General features: G+C 51.4%; 15 protein-coding genes. 9 read left to right on the forward strand and 6 right to left on the reverse strand.

The annotated features are described in order from the left end of the window. Window positions 1–309 precede the first annotated feature (309 nt). On the forward strand, window positions 310–519 hold the full coding sequence (locus BM040_RS08615) for a hypothetical protein (protein WP_139217785.1): 210 nt from the start codon (window positions 310–312) through the stop codon (window positions 517–519). A 39-nt stretch (window positions 520–558) separates the two neighbouring features. Here BM040_RS08615 and BM040_RS08620 read toward each other — a convergent pair whose 3' ends face one another. Next, on the reverse strand, window positions 559–1,476 hold the full coding sequence (locus BM040_RS08620) for an NmrA family NAD(P)-binding protein (RefSeq protein ID WP_245756148.1): 918 nt from the start codon (window positions 1,474–1,476) through the stop codon (window positions 559–561). A gap of 339 nt (window positions 1,477–1,815) precedes the next feature. On the opposite strand from BM040_RS08620, the gene BM040_RS08625 reads away from it, so the two are divergent. Beyond that, window positions 1,816–2,658 (forward strand): CHRD domain-containing protein, encoded by an 843-nt coding sequence (locus BM040_RS08625; protein WP_217646737.1) that lies wholly within the window; start codon window positions 1,816–1,818, stop codon window positions 2,656–2,658. 218 nt (window positions 2,659–2,876) lie between these two features. Here the strand turns inward: BM040_RS08625 and BM040_RS08630 are convergent, their stop codons facing one another. The 3 genes from BM040_RS08630 to BM040_RS08640 all read right to left on the reverse strand — a co-directional run bounded on the left by BM040_RS08630 (window position 2,877) and on the right by BM040_RS08640 (window position 6,741). Continuing rightward, entirely contained in the window at window positions 2,877–3,425 is a 549-nt protein-coding gene (locus tag BM040_RS08630) for an REP-associated tyrosine transposase (protein WP_092100093.1), read from the reverse strand. A 255-nt stretch (window positions 3,426–3,680) separates the two neighbouring features. After that, on the reverse strand, window positions 3,681–4,301 hold the full coding sequence (locus BM040_RS08635) for a hypothetical protein (protein ID WP_092100095.1): 621 nt from the start codon (window positions 4,299–4,301) through the stop codon (window positions 3,681–3,683). A 211-nt stretch (window positions 4,302–4,512) separates the two neighbouring features. After that, on the reverse strand, window positions 4,513–6,741 hold the full coding sequence (locus BM040_RS08640; RefSeq protein ID WP_092100097.1) for an NADP-dependent isocitrate dehydrogenase: 2,229 nt from the start codon (window positions 6,739–6,741) through the stop codon (window positions 4,513–4,515). A gap of 483 nt (window positions 6,742–7,224) precedes the next feature. Between BM040_RS08640 and BM040_RS08645 the strand changes: the two genes are divergently transcribed. Further along, window positions 7,225–8,490 carry a GDSL-type esterase/lipase family protein gene (locus BM040_RS08645; protein WP_092100098.1) on the forward strand — a complete coding sequence of 422 codons (1,266 nt, stop codon included), beginning with the start codon at window positions 7,225–7,227 and terminating at the stop codon, window positions 8,488–8,490. Here BM040_RS08645 and BM040_RS08650 read toward each other — a convergent pair whose 3' ends face one another. Next, complete coding sequence (locus tag BM040_RS08650; RefSeq protein WP_092100100.1) at window positions 8,491–9,117, reverse strand: phosphoribosyltransferase; 627 nt, start codon at window positions 9,115–9,117, stop codon at window positions 8,491–8,493. It lies immediately after the preceding gene. 185 nt (window positions 9,118–9,302) lie between these two features. Beyond that, complete coding sequence (locus tag BM040_RS08655) at window positions 9,303–9,986, reverse strand: dienelactone hydrolase family protein (protein WP_092100102.1); 684 nt, start codon at window positions 9,984–9,986, stop codon at window positions 9,303–9,305. A gap of 132 nt (window positions 9,987–10,118) precedes the next feature. Here BM040_RS08655 and BM040_RS08660 point away from each other — a divergent pair, with 132 nt between their 5' ends. The 6 genes from BM040_RS08660 (at window position 10,119) to clpB (ending at window position 17,530) form a co-directional block, all read left to right on the forward strand. Then, on the forward strand, window positions 10,119–10,760 hold the full coding sequence (locus tag BM040_RS08660; protein WP_139217786.1) for a hypothetical protein: 642 nt from the start codon (window positions 10,119–10,121) through the stop codon (window positions 10,758–10,760). Window positions 10,761–11,039: 279 nt separating this feature from the next. Continuing rightward, window positions 11,040–11,726 carry a deoxyribonuclease V gene (gene nfi / locus BM040_RS08665; protein ID WP_092100106.1) on the forward strand — a complete coding sequence of 229 codons (687 nt, stop codon included), beginning with the start codon at window positions 11,040–11,042 and terminating at the stop codon, window positions 11,724–11,726. Window positions 11,727–12,124: 398 nt separating this feature from the next. Next, on the forward strand, window positions 12,125–12,724 hold the full coding sequence (locus BM040_RS08670) for a YceI family protein (RefSeq protein WP_092100108.1): 600 nt from the start codon (window positions 12,125–12,127) through the stop codon (window positions 12,722–12,724). Between the two features lie 21 nt (window positions 12,725–12,745). Next, a complete protein-coding gene (locus BM040_RS08675) occupies window positions 12,746–14,101 on the forward strand; it encodes a hypothetical protein (RefSeq protein WP_092100110.1) in 1,356 nt (451 codons plus the stop codon). 12 nt (window positions 14,102–14,113) lie between these two features. Continuing rightward, entirely contained in the window at window positions 14,114–14,677 is a 564-nt protein-coding gene (locus BM040_RS08680) for a hypothetical protein (protein WP_139217787.1), read from the forward strand. 234 nt (window positions 14,678–14,911) lie between these two features. Beyond that, complete coding sequence (gene clpB, locus BM040_RS08685; protein ID WP_092100114.1) at window positions 14,912–17,530, forward strand: ATP-dependent chaperone ClpB; 2,619 nt, start codon at window positions 14,912–14,914, stop codon at window positions 17,528–17,530. Window positions 17,531–17,642: the final 112 nt, after the last annotated feature.

Consider the following 17,642-nt stretch of genomic DNA (forward strand, 5'->3'; position numbering starts at 1 on the left):
GTATAAAAAAGCGGCAGCCATACTTTGGTTGCCGCTTTTTATTTAGTACCGCTTCAGTAGCTATTTCTGGCAGCTCATTTATGTTGGCCTGTGGCAGGCCTTCATAGCTGCTGGCTGCCCTGCAGGTTTATAATTCGGATGGGCAGCCTAGACAGGATTTCCAGAGAAAACACCTGCTGGTCTGGTTTATCGCTTTGCTGGTCTAATAGTGGTAACGCATGCGGCTGGACTTGCTATATTAGTACAGGCACCAGGCATTTAGCCACAGGCAGGCTTATGCGTACCAGAAATAACCTAATGCTCCGGAATATGGAAAACAGGATGAATTACACCAAAGCGACAGTACTTCTCGTGACAGGCATCCTTGCTCTTGCAGCCTCGCTATGGCTGGGTGCCGAGAGTAAGGCCTATGGTTTTTTAATCGGGTATGGCTACGCGGCCTTGGGTGGCGGCGTTTTGGGGATGATGTATACTTACCTGAAGCGGCAAAAGCCTCCTAAGAGGGATGTTGCAAGTTAAATGCTGCATAAGCTATACTTATAAAGTATAGTTCCTTACCTACCGCCTCGCCAGCACCTCGGCTACGCTCGTCCACGCTATATCAGGGTAGCGGTTGTTATCCAGCGGCTCCAGCTTGGGCAGTCCGCTGTACATATCGCGCATGTACTGCATGCCTTGCCAGGCCGGAAAGACTTCCTGTTTATTTGGCGTAAGTGCTTTTGTGATTTTTATAAGAGTTTCCAGCAAGCCCAATCCACCGACCTTGAATAAGCTAAACTCTTCGCCGGTAGCCTTACTCGCAGCTTCTCTCAACCCATGCACATTAAGCACGTCTCCGGCAATGCGCAGGTAACGGGGTGTGGAGGAATCAAGGGCTGCGGCGGCAGTATATTCAGCGGTATTTTGGATGGTGGTAAAGTCCATCAGCTGGTTTGCATCGCCATAGTACAAAACCCGCTTTAATGGGAAAAGGACGATGGGCGCTTGCCCGGTGAGCAGGTCGGCGAACATACCACATAAAATGGACGTGGCGGCTATCGGGGCTTTATCTAATCGCTCTTTAAATGCCTTCCGGAGGTCCAGGTTGCGGTTGCGGCCGTAAGGCAGCTTCGTAAAATCGATGGCAAAGTCGGAAGGAATAAAACGGGGCACGCCTGCAGCCACCGCCGCACGTAGCAGCAAGGTCTGAATGCCCACTACCACATAGTGCAGCCCCGACAGTGCTGATACGACACAAGTTGCCCCCTCGCAGGCTTTGGCCAGTGCAGCAGCGTTATGGAAATCCACCTCGCAGATAGTGGCTCCTGCCTTTCGCAATGCCTCCACTTTTTCCCTGTCGCTGTTGCTGCGGACCAGCACGCGCACCTGGGCTCCCCTCGCCAGAAGCGACTTGGCAATGCGCCCTCCTAAATCCCCTGTGGCACCTGCCAGCACGATAGTGAAGGCATGCGGTTCCAATGTATTGTTCATCGTCATAGCTGCTCGTTTACCTTCGGTTGTAGCAGGTTTTGCGGCAAAGGTTACAACAGGTTCGCAATTGGCCAGACTTTTCATAACTGCTCTTTCAGGTTGCAAGCCCGAAAGGACGAGAACGAGCTTTCTGAGTGCTTCTGCATCAATTTATTCAGATATAAGGAGAAGAAAATAGCATCAAAGTGCGCTCCCCTTTGGCATTTCTGCTTAAAGCCACTTCTATACCGCTGGCTCTGTTTTTAGCTTCCCTGACAAAAAACAGAGAACATAATGATAATCAAGAAGTTAAATTAAAATAATACCAATAGTAAATTTTTTATTACCATTTTAATTCTTAAGCCTATGTTACACAGCCTATCCAAAATCAATGTCTTTGCACTAGCGTTAGTGCTCAGCACGATTGTCTTTACCGGCTGTAAGGACGATGACGACTCCCCGATACCTTTCCCTGACACGAAGGTGTATGATCTGGAATCCGTAGCAGATCCGAACATAGAGGGTACCGCTACCTTTGTAAGAGTAGACGCAAGAACAACATCCGTCACTATTGTATTGACAGGAACACCCACCGGAGGAGTACATCCTGCCCACATCCATGCCAACACCGCAGCTGAGGGCGGTCCTATCGTTATTTCATTAAACTCAGTGGACGGCACGACAGGCACCAGCACCACTATTATACAGGAAGATGACAGTGGAAATCCCGTTACCTTCGAGGACCTGATGGAGTACGATGGTCACCTGAACGTGCACCTGAGCGAGGATCAACTGGACGTGATTGTGGCGCAAGGCGATATCGGGCAGAATGAGCTGACAGGCAAAGCCAAGCGCTACGAACTTGAAGAGGCGGCTGTACCAGGTATTAGCGGCACCGTTTTGTTTGAGGAGAGGAGAAACGGGGAAGCGTTAGCCACCATTTCATTGGAAGGCACTCCGGAAGGAGGCGTGCATCCGGCCCATATTCATGAAAACTCTGCAGAGGAAGGTGGCGGCATAGTGTATACTTTTAACCCGGTGAACGGCACCACGGGCATGAGCATGTCTAACGTGGCAGAGCTCGACGACGGCACGCCATTTGGCTACAAGGATGTGCTGAAGTATGACGGCCATGTGAATGTGCACCTGAGCCCTGAACAATTAGATGTCATCGTAGCCCAGGGGGATATTGGTGTTAATGCGGATTAGGGATATATAAAGGTATAAAGCAGCAGCGGCAGCCAAAGTATGGCTGCCGCTGCTGTTTTTATGCTTTCTGTTTCTCATGCCGCAAGTTTAGCGACAGCGTAACTTGTGGCTAATCATAGCGCCAGTTTGCAACTGGCGAAAGTATAAGTATAACATCTTTACGAACCGACAGCCATGCCAAACCACCTGTTACCACTGCGCTCAAACTGGCGGCATGCTTAGTTTAAAAGTATAATGTCCACCATTCCTTTTTGGCCAGCGTAGTCTGTGGCACTACTATAAGGGTAATCCTGCGGCGCCCATACAAAGCCAGCTTCCACGGGGTTGTTGTGAATGTAGTTCAGCTTCTGCTCTATTAGGATATTCGAATTGAGTTCGATAGGCTGGTTGTGCTGCTGCCAGAACTGGAAATCCTGGTTATTGCTATTCCTCTTACCTTCCCGCTCGAACATCCAGAGCATCCACTCCTTGCGGCTTTCCTGAGGATTATCGACTATGGCTTTTACTATGGTCTTGGAAGTATGCTTTTTCAGGTCGCGGATGATGTGGGATTGATTTTCTTTCTGTGAGCCGATAATGAGATGCACGTGGTTGGACATGATACACCAAGCGAATACTTCTAGTCCTTTGTTCTTGATGCAGTAATTTAGGCTGTCAACTACGATGTGTTTATAAGCAGGTCTGGTAAAAACATCTATCCAATGTATCGTTGCGAAAGAAATAAAGTGCAGCTGGCTCTGATCGCTAATCTTATAGTTTCTGCTCATGGCATACTATACGTGCATACCGCCAGTTTGAGTGAAGCGGTAACTGGTGGTTAGATTGGCCGTCAGTTTGTAACTGCCGAAAGTATAGTTTGCTGAAAACGCCAGTTACAAACTGGCCTCATGTGCAGCCACAAGTTGCGCTATCGCTAAACTTGCGGCATGTGTGGTATGGGAAGACTTCCAGGTACTAATTAAGATTAAAAAATAAAGTTGGCAACCACAATGGCTGCCAACTTTACACTGAATCATCAGTTATCAGTTAAATTTATTTATTCTAGAGATATTAGTAAGAGGTTTATTATAAAAGGTCAGTGTAATAAACATCGTTCTGAATACCTCATTAACTTCAACTGTCAACTCACAGACATTATCTATAGAAGGATCTTTAAAAGTAACTATCGTCTCATTATTGAGGCCTTTACTATTATGGACTTCTTCACCAAATAAAAGGGACAATTCATCTAATATTTTGTCAAGAGTAGTTCTCCCTCCAATACTTTTCATTGCATCACGTTCTACAATGACATCTTCAAAACTCATCATCTTTGATAAGGAGATCTGGTACAACTTGTTTTCTGTAAAGAATAACCTTGTACCGTCGAATTCAATACCGAATTTTTTGTAATCTCTGTTGCGATTATAAAAATTCTCAACAATATACTCCGTGTTCTTTCCTTCGCTTGCAGTAACATCTAATTCTAAATTATATTTTCCATCAAACTTTTCTTTCTTATCACCATACTTAAAATCCCTAAACCCATTAAGGTTTTTTAAGTTATTAATATTCTGCGCACAGAGATTGTTCTGGACAAAAAGCATGAATAAGGCCGAATGGAGTAATAATAGGAGTCTGCGGGAACTGTAAAAAGGCTTCATACTTGGACTAAATGGGGCTAAAAGTTTTATCAATATATTTTAAATAATTCTTAGACTATATTAATTAAAGTAGGACCAAATAAGTTCACTTTGTTTACATCAAACCCAGGTCTAATTACCTATTTCTTTAGATACCTCGCTCTATCTTAGTTGAAAAATGAAAGGCTGCCCAATCGCTCAGGCAGCCTTTCCCTTTTATACTTTATACTTCTCAGAAGTTAGCTAATGCAGCGTTCAAAGTTTCGCTTGGGCGCATGGCTTTGCTGGTCTTCTCTTCGTTCGGGTGGTAGTACCCACCGATATCAACCGGTTTGCCTTGGGCGGCGATCTGCTCGTCTACTATCTTCTGCTCGTTGTCGGTCAGTTCTTTGGCCAGTTTAGAGAAGCGGTCTTTCAGCTCCTGGTTCTTCGACTGCTCGGCCAGCGCCTGGGCCCAGTACATGGCCAGGTAGAAGTGGCTGCCGCGGTTGTCGATGCCGCCTACTTTACGGGCCGGCGACTTGTCGTTCTCCAGGAACTTGGCGTTGGCCTGGTTCAGGGCTTCTGCCAGTACTTCGGCTTTCTCGTTCTTGGTCTTGTACGCCAGGTCCTCCAGCGACACAGCCAGGGCCAGGAACTCACCCAGCGAATCCCAGCGCAAGTAGTTCTCCTCTACAAACTGCTCCACGTGCTTCGGTGCAGATCCACCGGCACCTGTTTCGAACAAGCCACCCCCGTCCAGCAACGGAACGATGGAAAGCATTTTGGCACTCGTGCCCAGCTCCAGGATTGGGAATAGGTCCGTCAGGTAGTCGCGCAGTACGTTGCCGGTTACTGAGATGGTATCTTTGCCCGCTTTGGCGCGCTCGCAAGTATAGCGCATGGCCTCTACCGGCGACATAACCTTAATCTCCAGGCCGTTGGTGTCGTGGTCCTGCAGGTACTTCTCTACTTTCTTAATCAGGTTGGCATCGTGGGCACGCTGCGGATCCAGCCAGAAGATAGCCGGCGTGTTGGTAATTCTAGCTCTGGTTACGGCCAGCTTCACCCAGTCCTGAATCGGCAGGTCTTTCGTCTGGCAAGCTCTGAAGATAGCGCCCTCCTCTACTTTCTGCTCCATCAGCGTGTTACCGGCTGCATCCACAATGCGCACGGTACCAGCAGCAGCTATCTCAAACGTCTTATCATGCGAGCCATACTCTTCCGCCTTCTGCGCCATCAGGCCGATGTTCGGCACCGTACCCATCGTAGTTGGGTCGAATGCGCCATTCTCTTTGTTGAACTGGATTACCTCCTGGTAGATACCGGCATAAGAGCGGTCCGGAATGATGGCTTTGGTGTCGTGCAGTTTGCCGTCCGGGCCCCACATCTGGCCGGAAGAACGGATAGCCGCCGGCATAGATGCGTCGATGATCACGTCGCTTGGCACGTGCAGGTTGGTGATGCCTTTGTCAGAGTTTACCATTGCCAGTTCAGGGCGCTGCGCCATCTCGGCTTTCAGGTCAGCCTCAATCTCAGCACGCTTCTCAGCTGGCAGGCTCTGGATTTTCGCGTACACGTCGCCCAGGCCGTTGTTCGCGTCCACCCCGATTTCTTTAAACGTAGCGGCATGCTTGGCAAAAGTATCTTTGAAGAACACGGTTACCGCGTGGCCGAACATAATAGGGTCAGACACCTTCATCATGGTAGCCTTCAGGTGCAGCGATAAAAGTATACCTTGCTCCTTGGCCTCCGCGATTTCCTTCTCCAGGAAGGAACGCAGCGCGCTGCGGCTCATCACAGAAGAATCCATCACCTCACCGGCTTTCAGGGCCACCTTGTCTTTCAGCACTTTCGTTTCGCCGTTCGCGCCTACAAACTCGATGCGCACATCCGTTGCCTTATCCACTACCACAGACTGCTCGCTGCCATAGAAGTCGCCGCCCGTCATGTGGGCCACGTGTGTTTTAGAGTCAGCAGACCACTTACCCATGGAGTGCGGGTGCTTCTTGGCATACTGCTTTACCGCATCCGCCACACGGCGGTCAGAGTTACCCTCGCGCAGCACCGGGTTTACGGCGCTACCCAAAATCTTGGCGTAACGGGCTTTAATGTCTTTTTCCTCTTCTGTTTTAGGTTCCGCCGGATAGTTCGGGATGTTGTAGCCCTGCGACTGCAGCTCCTTGATAGCCGCCGTCAGCTGCGGAATAGAGGCACTAATGTTTGGTAGCTTGATGATGTTCGCTTCCGGCGTTTTCGCCAGTTCACCCAGGTACGCCAGGTCATCCGACTGCTGCTGCTCCTCGGAAAGGTTTTCCGGGAAGGCGGAGATGATACGGCCCGCCAGGGAAATATCTCTTGTTTCTATCTCAATGTCGGCAGCTTTTGTAAAGGCCTGTACAATTGGCAGGAACGAACGTGTCGCCAACGCAGGAGCCTCATCGGTAATCGTGTAGATTATTTTTGATGCTTTTGTCGTCATGTTAAAATATTAGATTAAAATACTGCTGTTTCTGAGCAGATAAATACATATAGTTCTAAAAGCAAATATAAGAGTCTTTTTGATATAGGCTAGTGCAGGAAGGCTTTCCTTCGGCATAAAACTCATACCTCTGCAAAGTATAGGGCCTCCTGCCCCATGCTACTGCAACCAGGCACCAGCAATAAAGTTATACTTTTTACAGCTCCGGCGACCTCTTCAGTTGCTCCATAAGCGCAGTCGGCTATATCCTTCCCTTATAAAACAGCCCTATTCCCTTACCCTAAGCTTACTTTTACCCATTCTTACAACCGCTCGTGTAACTGTTACCCCCTCACCTAACGTCCCTGTTAGCTCGTTTACTACTTACCTACTACTTAGCTTATGAGTACAATTTACACTTCACTTAGCTTACACGTCTTACGCTTTCTGCTTATTTCCTGCTTCGCTATTTTAGTTTTACCGGCCTCCGCGCAACTTAAAATCATGCCTTTGGGCAACTCCATCACCCAAGGTGATAGCAACAAGCACCCCAGCTACCGCTATGAGCTCTGGAAGATGCTGATTGATGCAGAGGTGGATTTTGAATTCGTCGGCTCGCACCATGAAAACAAAAACGGTGACAACCCTGCTGTAAAAGGCACGGAGTATAAAGGGAAAATCTATACGAATTACAACGAAGGCCACTGGGGCTGGCGTGTGGACGAGATACTTAACGGGAAAGAAGGAGAACCAAACAAACAGCGGCTAAGCCAATGGCTTAAAAGGTATACGCCGGATGTTGTACTGATGCACCTGGGCACCAATGATATGTTTCAGAACCAGAGTGTAGAGGAAACGCTGGGCGAACTCCGGGAGGTGGTACGCCAGCTTCGGGCTGATAATCCGGATGTGGTCATCTTCATGGCGCAGCTCATTCCGGCAGATGAGGGCGTGGGCAACGTACAGGCAAATCAGAACATCAGCAAGCTGAACGCACGCATCCCTGCCCTTGCAGAGGAACTCACCACGCTTCAGTCTCCGGTAATTGTAGTAGACCAAAGTACCGACTTCGATGCCACCTGGAACCCGAACTCAGTCGAAGGCCAGGGTGATACGCATGATGGCCTGCACCCTAACTTTATTGGCGAGCGAAAAATGGCTCAGCGCTGGTTCGACGCCCTCATGAATGAGGAGATCGTTCCGCTCCCCGTGGAACTTACCAGTTTCAGCGCCCGCCCAAGTATAAACGGGCAGGTGCAACTGGAGTGGCAAACCGCATCTGAGACGGATAATGCCTATTTTGAAGTGCAGCGTTCGAAAGACGGGGTAGAGTTTCTGGAGATTGGCCGGGTTGCGGGGGCCGGTACCACTGTAGTAGCACAGAACTATACTTTCACGGACTCTACAGCTTCTCCGGGTGATGTATACTATAGGTTAAGGCAGGTAGATACCGACGGCACCAGCCATCTATCGCAGGTGGTGCATGTGCAGGTGAAAGAGCAACCGCAGAGGCTGAAAGTATACCCCACCAGCAGCAAGGGCCAGCACGTGACGCTGCACCTGCAGCACAGCCACCCCAGCCAGCTAGCTGACGTGCATGTGTATACCAAAGAGGGGAAACTGGTACACAAACAGCAACTGGCTCAGGCTCCTAACGGCACTTTCAGCACGAAAATAATCACAGACCAACTACACGGCGCGGGCATTTACCTGGTGCGGGTGCTGGCTGGCGACAAAGTATACTTCTCGAAGTTTGTGGTGGAACGGTAGTTATACTTTGTCCTGCTCCTCCAGCAGCTGTATCACTTCCTCGTCGGAGGTTTGGGAAAACTGCACATAAAACTGGCCTACCGCCTGGAAGAACGGGGGCGTGAGCAGGCAAACAAAGTCATCCACCATCTTAGAGAAGCGTGTGGCGGCCTCGGGAGGGGCAACAGGCACAGCCACTACGATCTTGCGCGGATGCTCCTTTCGCACCAGCTCCACAGTGGCCTCCAGCGTGCGGCCGGTGGCAATGCCATCATCCACAATAATCACCACACGGTCCTGAAGCGGGATGTGCTGCCGCTTGCCCATAAACAGGCTATACTTCTGCTTCAGGCTTTCCCGGATGCGCCCCACCTCCTGCCGGATATACGCTTCCGGCACATCAGGGCGCGGGCTGTAACTAACGCTGTCCATACTTACGGCACCGATGGCAAATTCGGGGTTCAGGGGGTGGCCTATCTTTTTGGATACCGTTACCTCCAGGGGCATGCCCAGCTTCTTGGCTATAGGGGCAGCTACCGGCACGCCACCGCGCGGAATGGCCAGCACCACCCCCTGCTCTCCGGTATACTCCTGCAGCCGCTCTGTCAGCAGTTGCGCCGCCTCCTCCCTGTTTCGGATCATATCCATGGTTTTAATTTTGAATGAGTGATTGAGTAAATGAGTGTATGTAGCTGTGCGCACCGGCAAGTATAGAATCGTTAAGTATCAAACTCAGACAAAGCCGACCGTCCATAAACTATAGCTGCAAGTAGCGAGTAACGAACAATCAACAACTATTCACGCACCCACTCATTCGCTCATTCACAACTATCCTAGGGCTGGTCCTGGCGCAGGGGCTGCTGCTTTTCGGGCTTCACATACTTCCGGAACCAGTCGGTGGCCAGTTGGGCAGCCATTTCCAGCGCACCCGGCTCTTCAAACAGGTGCGTGGCGTCGGGCACGATTTCCAAATCCTTGATACACTGCATCTGGTCCTGCGCCTGCATGTTCAGCGCCAGCACTTCCTCATCCTTGCCACCCACAATCAGCAGCGTCGGCACGCGCAGGTCGGGTAAAACGGCATCGGCCAGGTCAGGGCGGCCACCGCGGCTCACCACGGCCTTTACAATCTCAGGTCCCTCGGCGGCAGCGGCTCCGATGGCGGAGGCGGCTCCCGTGCTGGCCCCAAAGTAAGCCAGGTTAAAATCCTGGGTGCGCGGGTCCTGCTGCACCCAGTAGGTCGTGTCGATGAGGCGGCGCGTGAGTTTGGGGATATCAAAGCGGTTGCTGTACTCCTGGTCTTCCTCCTCGGTGAGCAAGTCGAAGAGCAGCGTGGCAAAACCCGACCGCTGCAGGTGATCTGCCACAAAGCGGTTGCGGCTGCTGAGGCGGCTGCTTCCGCTGCCATGCGAGAAGATAATTAACCCGGAGGCGTTCTCCGGAATCACCAAATCGCCAACTAAATGGGCATCCTTCAGCTCTATCCGGACACTGTCGTTGAAAGTATAGTTCATCATAGCTTGTTATCTTACACTAGTATAAGCATCTGGTTATCTGCCTACTTTGATTACGAACCACCCTACCCAAAGTTCAGAAAGTATACACCTGCCCCCGCTGTGCGTATCAGGAGAAGTATGGCCTGAATCACGATGCGTTATTTATACTTTATACTTGCCTTATTGCTTCTATTGAGTGCCTGCAGCCCTGACAGGAAACCTGATGGCGAGCAGCAGACGAACTCCCTGGAGACGGAGCAGGAAGGAACGGTGGCAGCCGACACTACTTTTGAGCAGGCATTCAACCAGTTCTTTTCGGCACTGCAGGCTGCTGATACGGCCGCTCTAAACCAGTTTCTGCACCCGAAGTATGGCTTATGGGTGATTGAGCAGCCGGGCGCGGTGCCTAAAATGACTTTCGTAAGAAATATCAGCAGCTTTAAACGTGCGTTTCAGGATCGCTCTTTCCTGACGGTAAAAGACGAGGTAAAAACCTGCGACCTGCAACAGGAATCCTGGCCTACCTTCAACTGTGCAGACATGGATTACGAAGCCGGTAAATCAGGCTATAGCAAGGACGGGTGCTTTGCAGCCGGCCCCGGGCCTTTCGTGAAAAGCGGCTACTGGAATTATGCCGACCTGCCTCCGGCACAGTTAAAACAGGTAGAAGCCACCTTGCCGCTGGTACAGCAATCCGTCCTGCACACCGCCACCTCCTTCGAGTTTCACTTCGGCTTTGTAGAAGGCCGCTGGTATCTGCTGTTCGCAAAGCTAATCTACCCCTGCAGCGCCTGAGGAGAGTTTGGGAGTTTGAGAGTTAGAGAATTTAGGAGTTAAAGAGTCGTAGAGACGCAATACGTTGCGTCTTAGAACTGGAAAGGTTGGATTGTGATGAGTCTATACTTTCAAGGAGCTTCTACAGCTACCACCATTAATCAGAAAAAACGTATGCACGTAACAATGAGCTTAGACTTCAAACCAAGCCCATACTTTCTAACCTTCTAACTTTCTAACCTTCTAACTTTTTAACTCCACAACTCTCTAACTCCTAAACTCTCTAACCCTCTAACTCCCATGTCTTACTTCCGACGCTTCGACTACCCTGCCCCGGACCCGGCTACACTTGCCCGCCTCACCGAAGAGCAGCGCCGGATGCAGGAGCGCATCGTTATCCAGAAGCCGGATTTTGACCTGAAGCTGATAGCCGGCTGCGATTCTTCCTTTATCGGGGAGGACACCATCCTTTCGGTTTTTATACTTTTAACCTATCCGGAGCTGGAGGTGGTGGAGAAAGTATGGCACCATGGCCCGGTGGAGTTGCCTTACATCCCGGGCTTTCTGGCTTTCCGGGAGGCACCCAATTTGCTCAAAGCCTACGAAAAGTTGGAACAAAAGCCCGACCTGATCATGGTGGACGGCCACGGCATTTCGCACCCGCGCCGCCTGGGCATTGCCACGCACCTGGGCCTGCACCTGAACAAGCCCACCATGGGCGTGGCCAAGAAAGTGCTGGTAGGCAAGTATAAAGAGCCCGCCGCTACTAAAGGCTCCATTTCTCCTTTGGTGTATAAGGATGAGATCATCGCCAACGTGCTCCGCACCAAGGATAACATCAAGCCCGTCTTCGTCTCGCCCGGCCATCTGATGGACCTGGAGTCCGCGACAAGTATAGCGCTGGCCTGCGCCACCAAGTATAAACTGCCCGAGCCCACCCGCCTGGCCGACCACTACGCGGCTGTTTTCAAGAGCGAGGTGAAATAACAAAGTATACCTTCCCTTCTTTTGTATTTTTCTATTTTCAGCAGGCAAAGCTACGCCTCAAGGTATAACTATTAGACTATCAACTATTTATACTTTCATAGGAAATACAACCCGCCCTGTTTACAACTCCAGTTCAACTACACTTTCCTCAATCACGCGATATTTTTCGCTACACTATTCTCACCTGAAAGGGAGATCGCATACGCTCCAGAAACACAAAAAAGCCGCCAAAGAGGGCAAAAACCGGCTTTCATAGGCACTTACTGCTTTTTATCACCTTAAAAAGCGGCTAAGATCACTTCTTTAACTGCGCAAGGTCATTCGCTGCGGAGGCGGGCTGCTATAGTTTTGCATCATAGAAATAACACAAAATAGTAGCAACCTTAACCCCTTGCATCATGAGAACTTTCAATCCCATAAAACTGCTAAGCCTGCTTAGCCTCCTGTTAGGATTAAGCCTAGGCAACACGCTGCTCGCCCAGGATCAGTATAAACTGGCCGCAAAGCCTGAGCTAAAAGTAAAAGGCACCTCTACCCTGCACGACTGGGAGATGACTTCCGCGCAGGCCCAGGGCACAGCTGAAATAATTGTGGAGGGTAGCACCCTTAAAACCGTGAAGTCTGCCTCCGTGACCATGAAGACCCAGTCTATCAAAAGTGGCACGACTAAGATGGACGACCTAGCCTACGAGTCGCTTAAGGCTACCAAGTTCCCAGACATCACATTCACGCTGACTTCTTTCCGCGCACTGGACAACAACCGCGGCCTGGCTACAGGTAACCTGACCATCGCCGGTACTACCAAGCCTGTGACTTTTAACGTGGAGACAAGCACAAAATCCAGCCTGGTGCAAATGGCAGGTGAGGCGAACATCAAGTTCACCGACTTCGGCATCAAGCCACCTACAGCGCTTTTAGGCACTGTAAAAACCGGTAACGAGCTTAAACTCAACTTCAAGGTAGGCTTCCAGCCCGTTGCTTCTTACACAAAAAACTAACGATTTTAAATACTGAACGTCATGAAAAAGTTTACACTTTCACTGGGCCTGATGCTTGGCTTAAGCCTGAGCTCCTTTGCGCAGATTACGTTATCTGACCTGCCATACGCCCGCCCTTACGATAAAAGGGGACTGAATACCTTCGAAACGCCGAAGCAGGACACAGCAGCCTTTGATGGCATTAAAGTGAGACTTGGCGGCGGCTTTGCGCAGCAGTTCCAGGGCCTGAAGCACAAGAACTCGGCCACAGCCCTGATGCAGCAGCAAGGCAACAACGAGGTGAACCTCAACCAGCTGATGCCTATCGAGAACGGCTTTAACCTGGCTGCAGCCAACCTGAACCTGGATGTGGCGCTGGCCGACGGTATCCGACTCAACCTGATTACTTACCTGTCTTCCAGACACCACCCAGAGGCCTGGGTAAAAGGTGGCTACATTCAGGTAGATAAGGCGGAATTCCTGAACAGCCCGCTGGTGGACAAGCTGATGGAGAACCTGACCCTGAAAGTGGGCCACATGGAAATCAACTACGGCGACGCCCACTTCCGCAGAACCGATAACGCCCATGCCTTGCACAACCCCTTCGTGGGCAACTACATCATGGATGCCTTCACCACTGAAATCGGTGCTGAGGTTATCTACCAGAACAATGGCTTCCTGGCAGTAGGCTCCGTAACAGGCGGTGAAATCCAGGGTGGTATCCAGAATCCGGACCAGCGCAAGCCCTCTTTCATCGGTAAACTGGGCTACGACAGCCAGCTGAACGAAGACCTTCGGGTACGCTTAACGGGCTCTGTGTACACCACTGCCGGCTCTGTGAGAAACACCCTGTATGGCGGCGACCGTGCCGGCTCACGCTACTACCTGGTGATGGACCCTGCCCGAATTGCAAGCGGTGTAGCCGTTACGACAGCTACGCACTTCACTTCAGGTCATATCAACCCGGGCCTTACCAACAGCATCACAGCTATGGTTATCAACCCGTTCGTGAAGTACCGCGGCCTGGAGCTCTTCGGCAACTTTGAGCAGGCCAAAGGCAAAGGCAGACTTGGCGCAGCCGACGAGCCAAAAGACCGCACCTGGACACAAGTAGGCACTGATGTGGTGTACCGCTTCGGAAGCAACGAAAACCTGTACGTGGCAGGCCGCTACAATGCCGTAGAAGGACGCCTGGCCCCACTGGCTGCAACTCCGGACGTGCTTAACAACAAAGTGAACCTGAACAGAATACAGGTAGGCGGCGGCTGGTTTGTAACTAAAAATATACTTGCCAAAGCGGAGTACGTGAAGCAGCAATACAAAGGCTTTGCTCCTACCGATATCCGCCACGGCGGTGAGTTCGAAGGCTTCATGATTGAAGGAGCCATATCTTTCTAAAGCTGAATAACCATGTTACCTGTTCGTATCTTTCTGGTTGCTGCCTCTATGCTGATGAGCGCAGCGGTACTGCCCGAGAAAAAAGAGTTTGTCGTGATTACGGGCAACAAAGTAACCGTAGCCGCAGGCACCTCGCTAGGCACCATCAACTGCGCCTACACCAGTAGCAGCAGCCAGAAAGATACACTTTTGCTCAACAGGCAGATTCCCCGGGGAAAAAGGCTAAAACTGGCCATACCTGTAAAGGATTTTAACTGCGGCAATATTCTCCTCAACAAGGACTTTGAGAAGACGCTGAACGCCAGCCAGCACCCTTACACCAAGATTGAGGTGGTGTACCTGAGACGGGAGGGCAAAAACTACAAAGGCGACCTGAACCTGTTAGTGGCAGGCAAAAGCATTCCGCTGCAGAACGTGAGCTTCTACCCTTGTGCCGGCAAAGGCGCCAGTAACCTGAGAGGCAACATCTGTTTGAACTTCTCCGAGCTGGGCCTGGCCACACCAAAAAAAATGGGCGGACTGTTTAAAGTGGAAGATGAGCTACAGGTAACAGTGGAACTGCAAATGGCAGAATAAATAAGCAAGATAAGGTTAGATTAATTTGAATAGCAGCAGGAGGCAGCCACTAGAGCTGCCTTTTGCCGTTTTATACTTCTTTGCAGATGCTTCTATGCCATTATGTCCTTAGAACTCCATTTTACGCGAAATAAACCTGTCATAATTTCAGTAGAATCACACCATAATACCATTGGTGTATCCTTTGCTGCTAAGCTCGTAGAATGAAGATTAGGGGAAAACAGGTAAAACGATATGAACTTTAATAACTATACCATCAAAGCCCAAGAGGCCATCCAAAAGGCCACTGAGATAGCAGGCGGCAACCAGCAGCAGGCTATTGAAACCGGGCATATTTTAAAAGCAATACTGGAGACAGACGAGAACGTAACCAACTTCCTGCTCCAGAAACTCAACATCAACGGCAACATCCTGCACAGTAAATTGGATGAGATTGTGGCCGCCTACCCCAAAGTGAGCGGCGGTAGTCCATACCTGGCGAATGATGCGGCAGCGGCTTTGCAGAAAGCAACCTCCTACCTAAAGGAGTTTGGCGATGAGTATGTGGCCATTGAGCACATGCTGCTGGGCATACTGGCCGGTCGTGACCGGGTAGCCAGCCTGATGAAGGATGTGGGCTTTAACGAGAAAGACCTCAAGAAAGCGATAAAAGAACTGCGTGGCGGCGCCAAGGTAACCGACCAGAACGCGGAGGCCAAGTATAACTCGCTCAAGCGCTATGCCCGCAACCTGAACGAGATGGCCCGCAGCGGCAAGATAGACCCTGTGATTGGCCGAGACGAGGAGATTCGCCGCGTGCTGCAGATCCTGAGCCGCCGCACCAAGAACAACCCGGTACTGCTGGGTGAGCCTGGCGTGGGTAAAACCGCCATTGTGGAAGGCCTGGCGCAGCGCATCGTGAGTGGCGACGTGCCGGAGAACCTGAAAAACAAGACGCTCATGAGCCTGGACATGGGCCTGCTGGTGGCAGGTGCCAAGTATAAAGGTGAGTTCGAGGAGCGCCTGAAGGCGGTAATCAAAGAGGTGGTGGATGCCGAAGGCGAGATCGTCCTTTTCATCGACGAGATCCATACATTAATTGGCGCCGGAGCCGGTGGCGACAGCGCCATGGACGCGGCTAACCTGCTGAAGCCGGCCCTGGCCCGCGGCGAGCTGCATGCCATTGGTGCGACTACCCTGAAGGAGTACCAGAAGTATATCGAGAAGGACAAGGCCCTGGAGCGTCGTTTCCAGGCGGTGATGGTGGACGAGCCAAGCGTGCAGGATGCCATTTCCATACTTCGCGGTATCAAAGATAAGTATGAAGTACACCACGGGGTGCGTATTAAGGACGACGCCATTATTGCGGCCGTGGAACTTTCGAACCGCTACATCTCAGACCGCTTTTTGCCCGACAAGGCCATTGACCTGATGGACGAAGCGGCCGCCAAACTGCGCATCGAGATCGACTCGCTGCCGGTGGAGCTCGACGAGATTCAGCGCCGCATCATGCAGCTCGAGATTGAGCGGGAGGCTATCCGCCGCGAAAACGACCGCGACAAGGAAGCCATACTTTCGAAGGAGATTGCCGAGCTGTCCACCAAACGCGATGACCTGAAAGCCAAGTGGCAGAACGAAAAGCAGATTATAGAAGGCATCCAGAAAGAGAAAGAGAACATCGAGAACTATAAGCTCGAGGCAGAGCAGGCCGAACGCAGCGGCGATTATGGCCGCGTGGCGGAGCTGCGCTACGGCAAGATTCAGGAAGCAGAGGCACACCTGAAAGAACTACAGGAGCAAGTGCGCCAGATGCAGGGCGAAAACCCGATGCTCAAAGAAGAGGTGAACTCCGAAGACATTGCCGAAGTGGTTGCCAAGTGGACCGGCATTCCAGTGAGCAAAATGCTGCAGAGTGACCGCGAGAAGCTGCTGCACCTGGAGCAGGAGCTGGGCAAACGCGTAGCCGGTCAGGAAGAAGCCATCGAGGCCATCTCCGACGCTGTGCGCCGCAGCCGTGCCGGTATGCAGGACCCGAAACGCCCGATTGGCTCCTTCATCTTCCTGGGCACGACCGGTGTGGGTAAAACCGAGCTGGCCAAGGCGCTGGCCGATTACCTGTTCAATGACGAGAACGCCATGGTGCGCATCGATATGAGTGAGTACCAGGAGCGCCACGCCGTGAGCCGTATGATTGGGGCGCCTCCGGGATACATTGGATACGACGAAGGCGGTCAGCTGACAGAGGCCGTGCGCCGCAAGCCCTACTCGGTGGTGCTGCTGGATGAGATTGAAAAAGCGCACCCGGACGTGTTCAACATCCTGCTGCAGGTGCTCGACGACGGCCGTCTGACCGACAGCAAGGGCCGCGTGGTGAACTTCAAGAACACCATTATCATCATGACGTCCAACATCGGTTCGCACATCATCCAGAGCAACTTTGAGCTGATGGATGAGATCAACCACGACGAGGTGATTGAGCGCACCAAGGACGAGGTGTTCGAGCTGCTGAAGAAGTCGGTCAGGCCGGAGTTCCTCAACCGAATCGACGAGCTGGTGATGTTCCGTCCACTGAGTCGCGAGGATATCCGCAAGATCGTTACCATCCAGTTTGGCCACATCCAGGACCGTCTGGACGAGGCCGGCATACGGCTTGTCGCAACCGAAGAGGTGCTGGACTACCTGGGCGAGCAGGGCTACGACCCGCAGTTTGGCGCCCGTCCGCTGAAGCGTGTGCTGCAGCGCCAGGTACTCAACGAGCTGTCGAAGGAGATTCTGGCCGGCACCATCAACAAAGACTCTGTGGTGGAGGCCGTGCTGGAGGATGGCCGCATCCGCTTCAACAACGTGGATGTGCAAATCCCGACGAATGAATAAGAATAGATTAGTTTAAAGTTTAGCTACAAAAAAGCGGCACTTCTGATGAGGTGTCGCTTTTTCTTTTTCCGGGCCAGCACTTTTGGATACAGGTGGTGCCCGGGCAGCTTAT

This window comes from Pontibacter chinhatensis (assembly GCF_900113285.1).
In the GTDB taxonomy this organism is placed as follows: domain Bacteria; phylum Bacteroidota; class Bacteroidia; order Cytophagales; family Hymenobacteraceae; genus Pontibacter; species Pontibacter chinhatensis.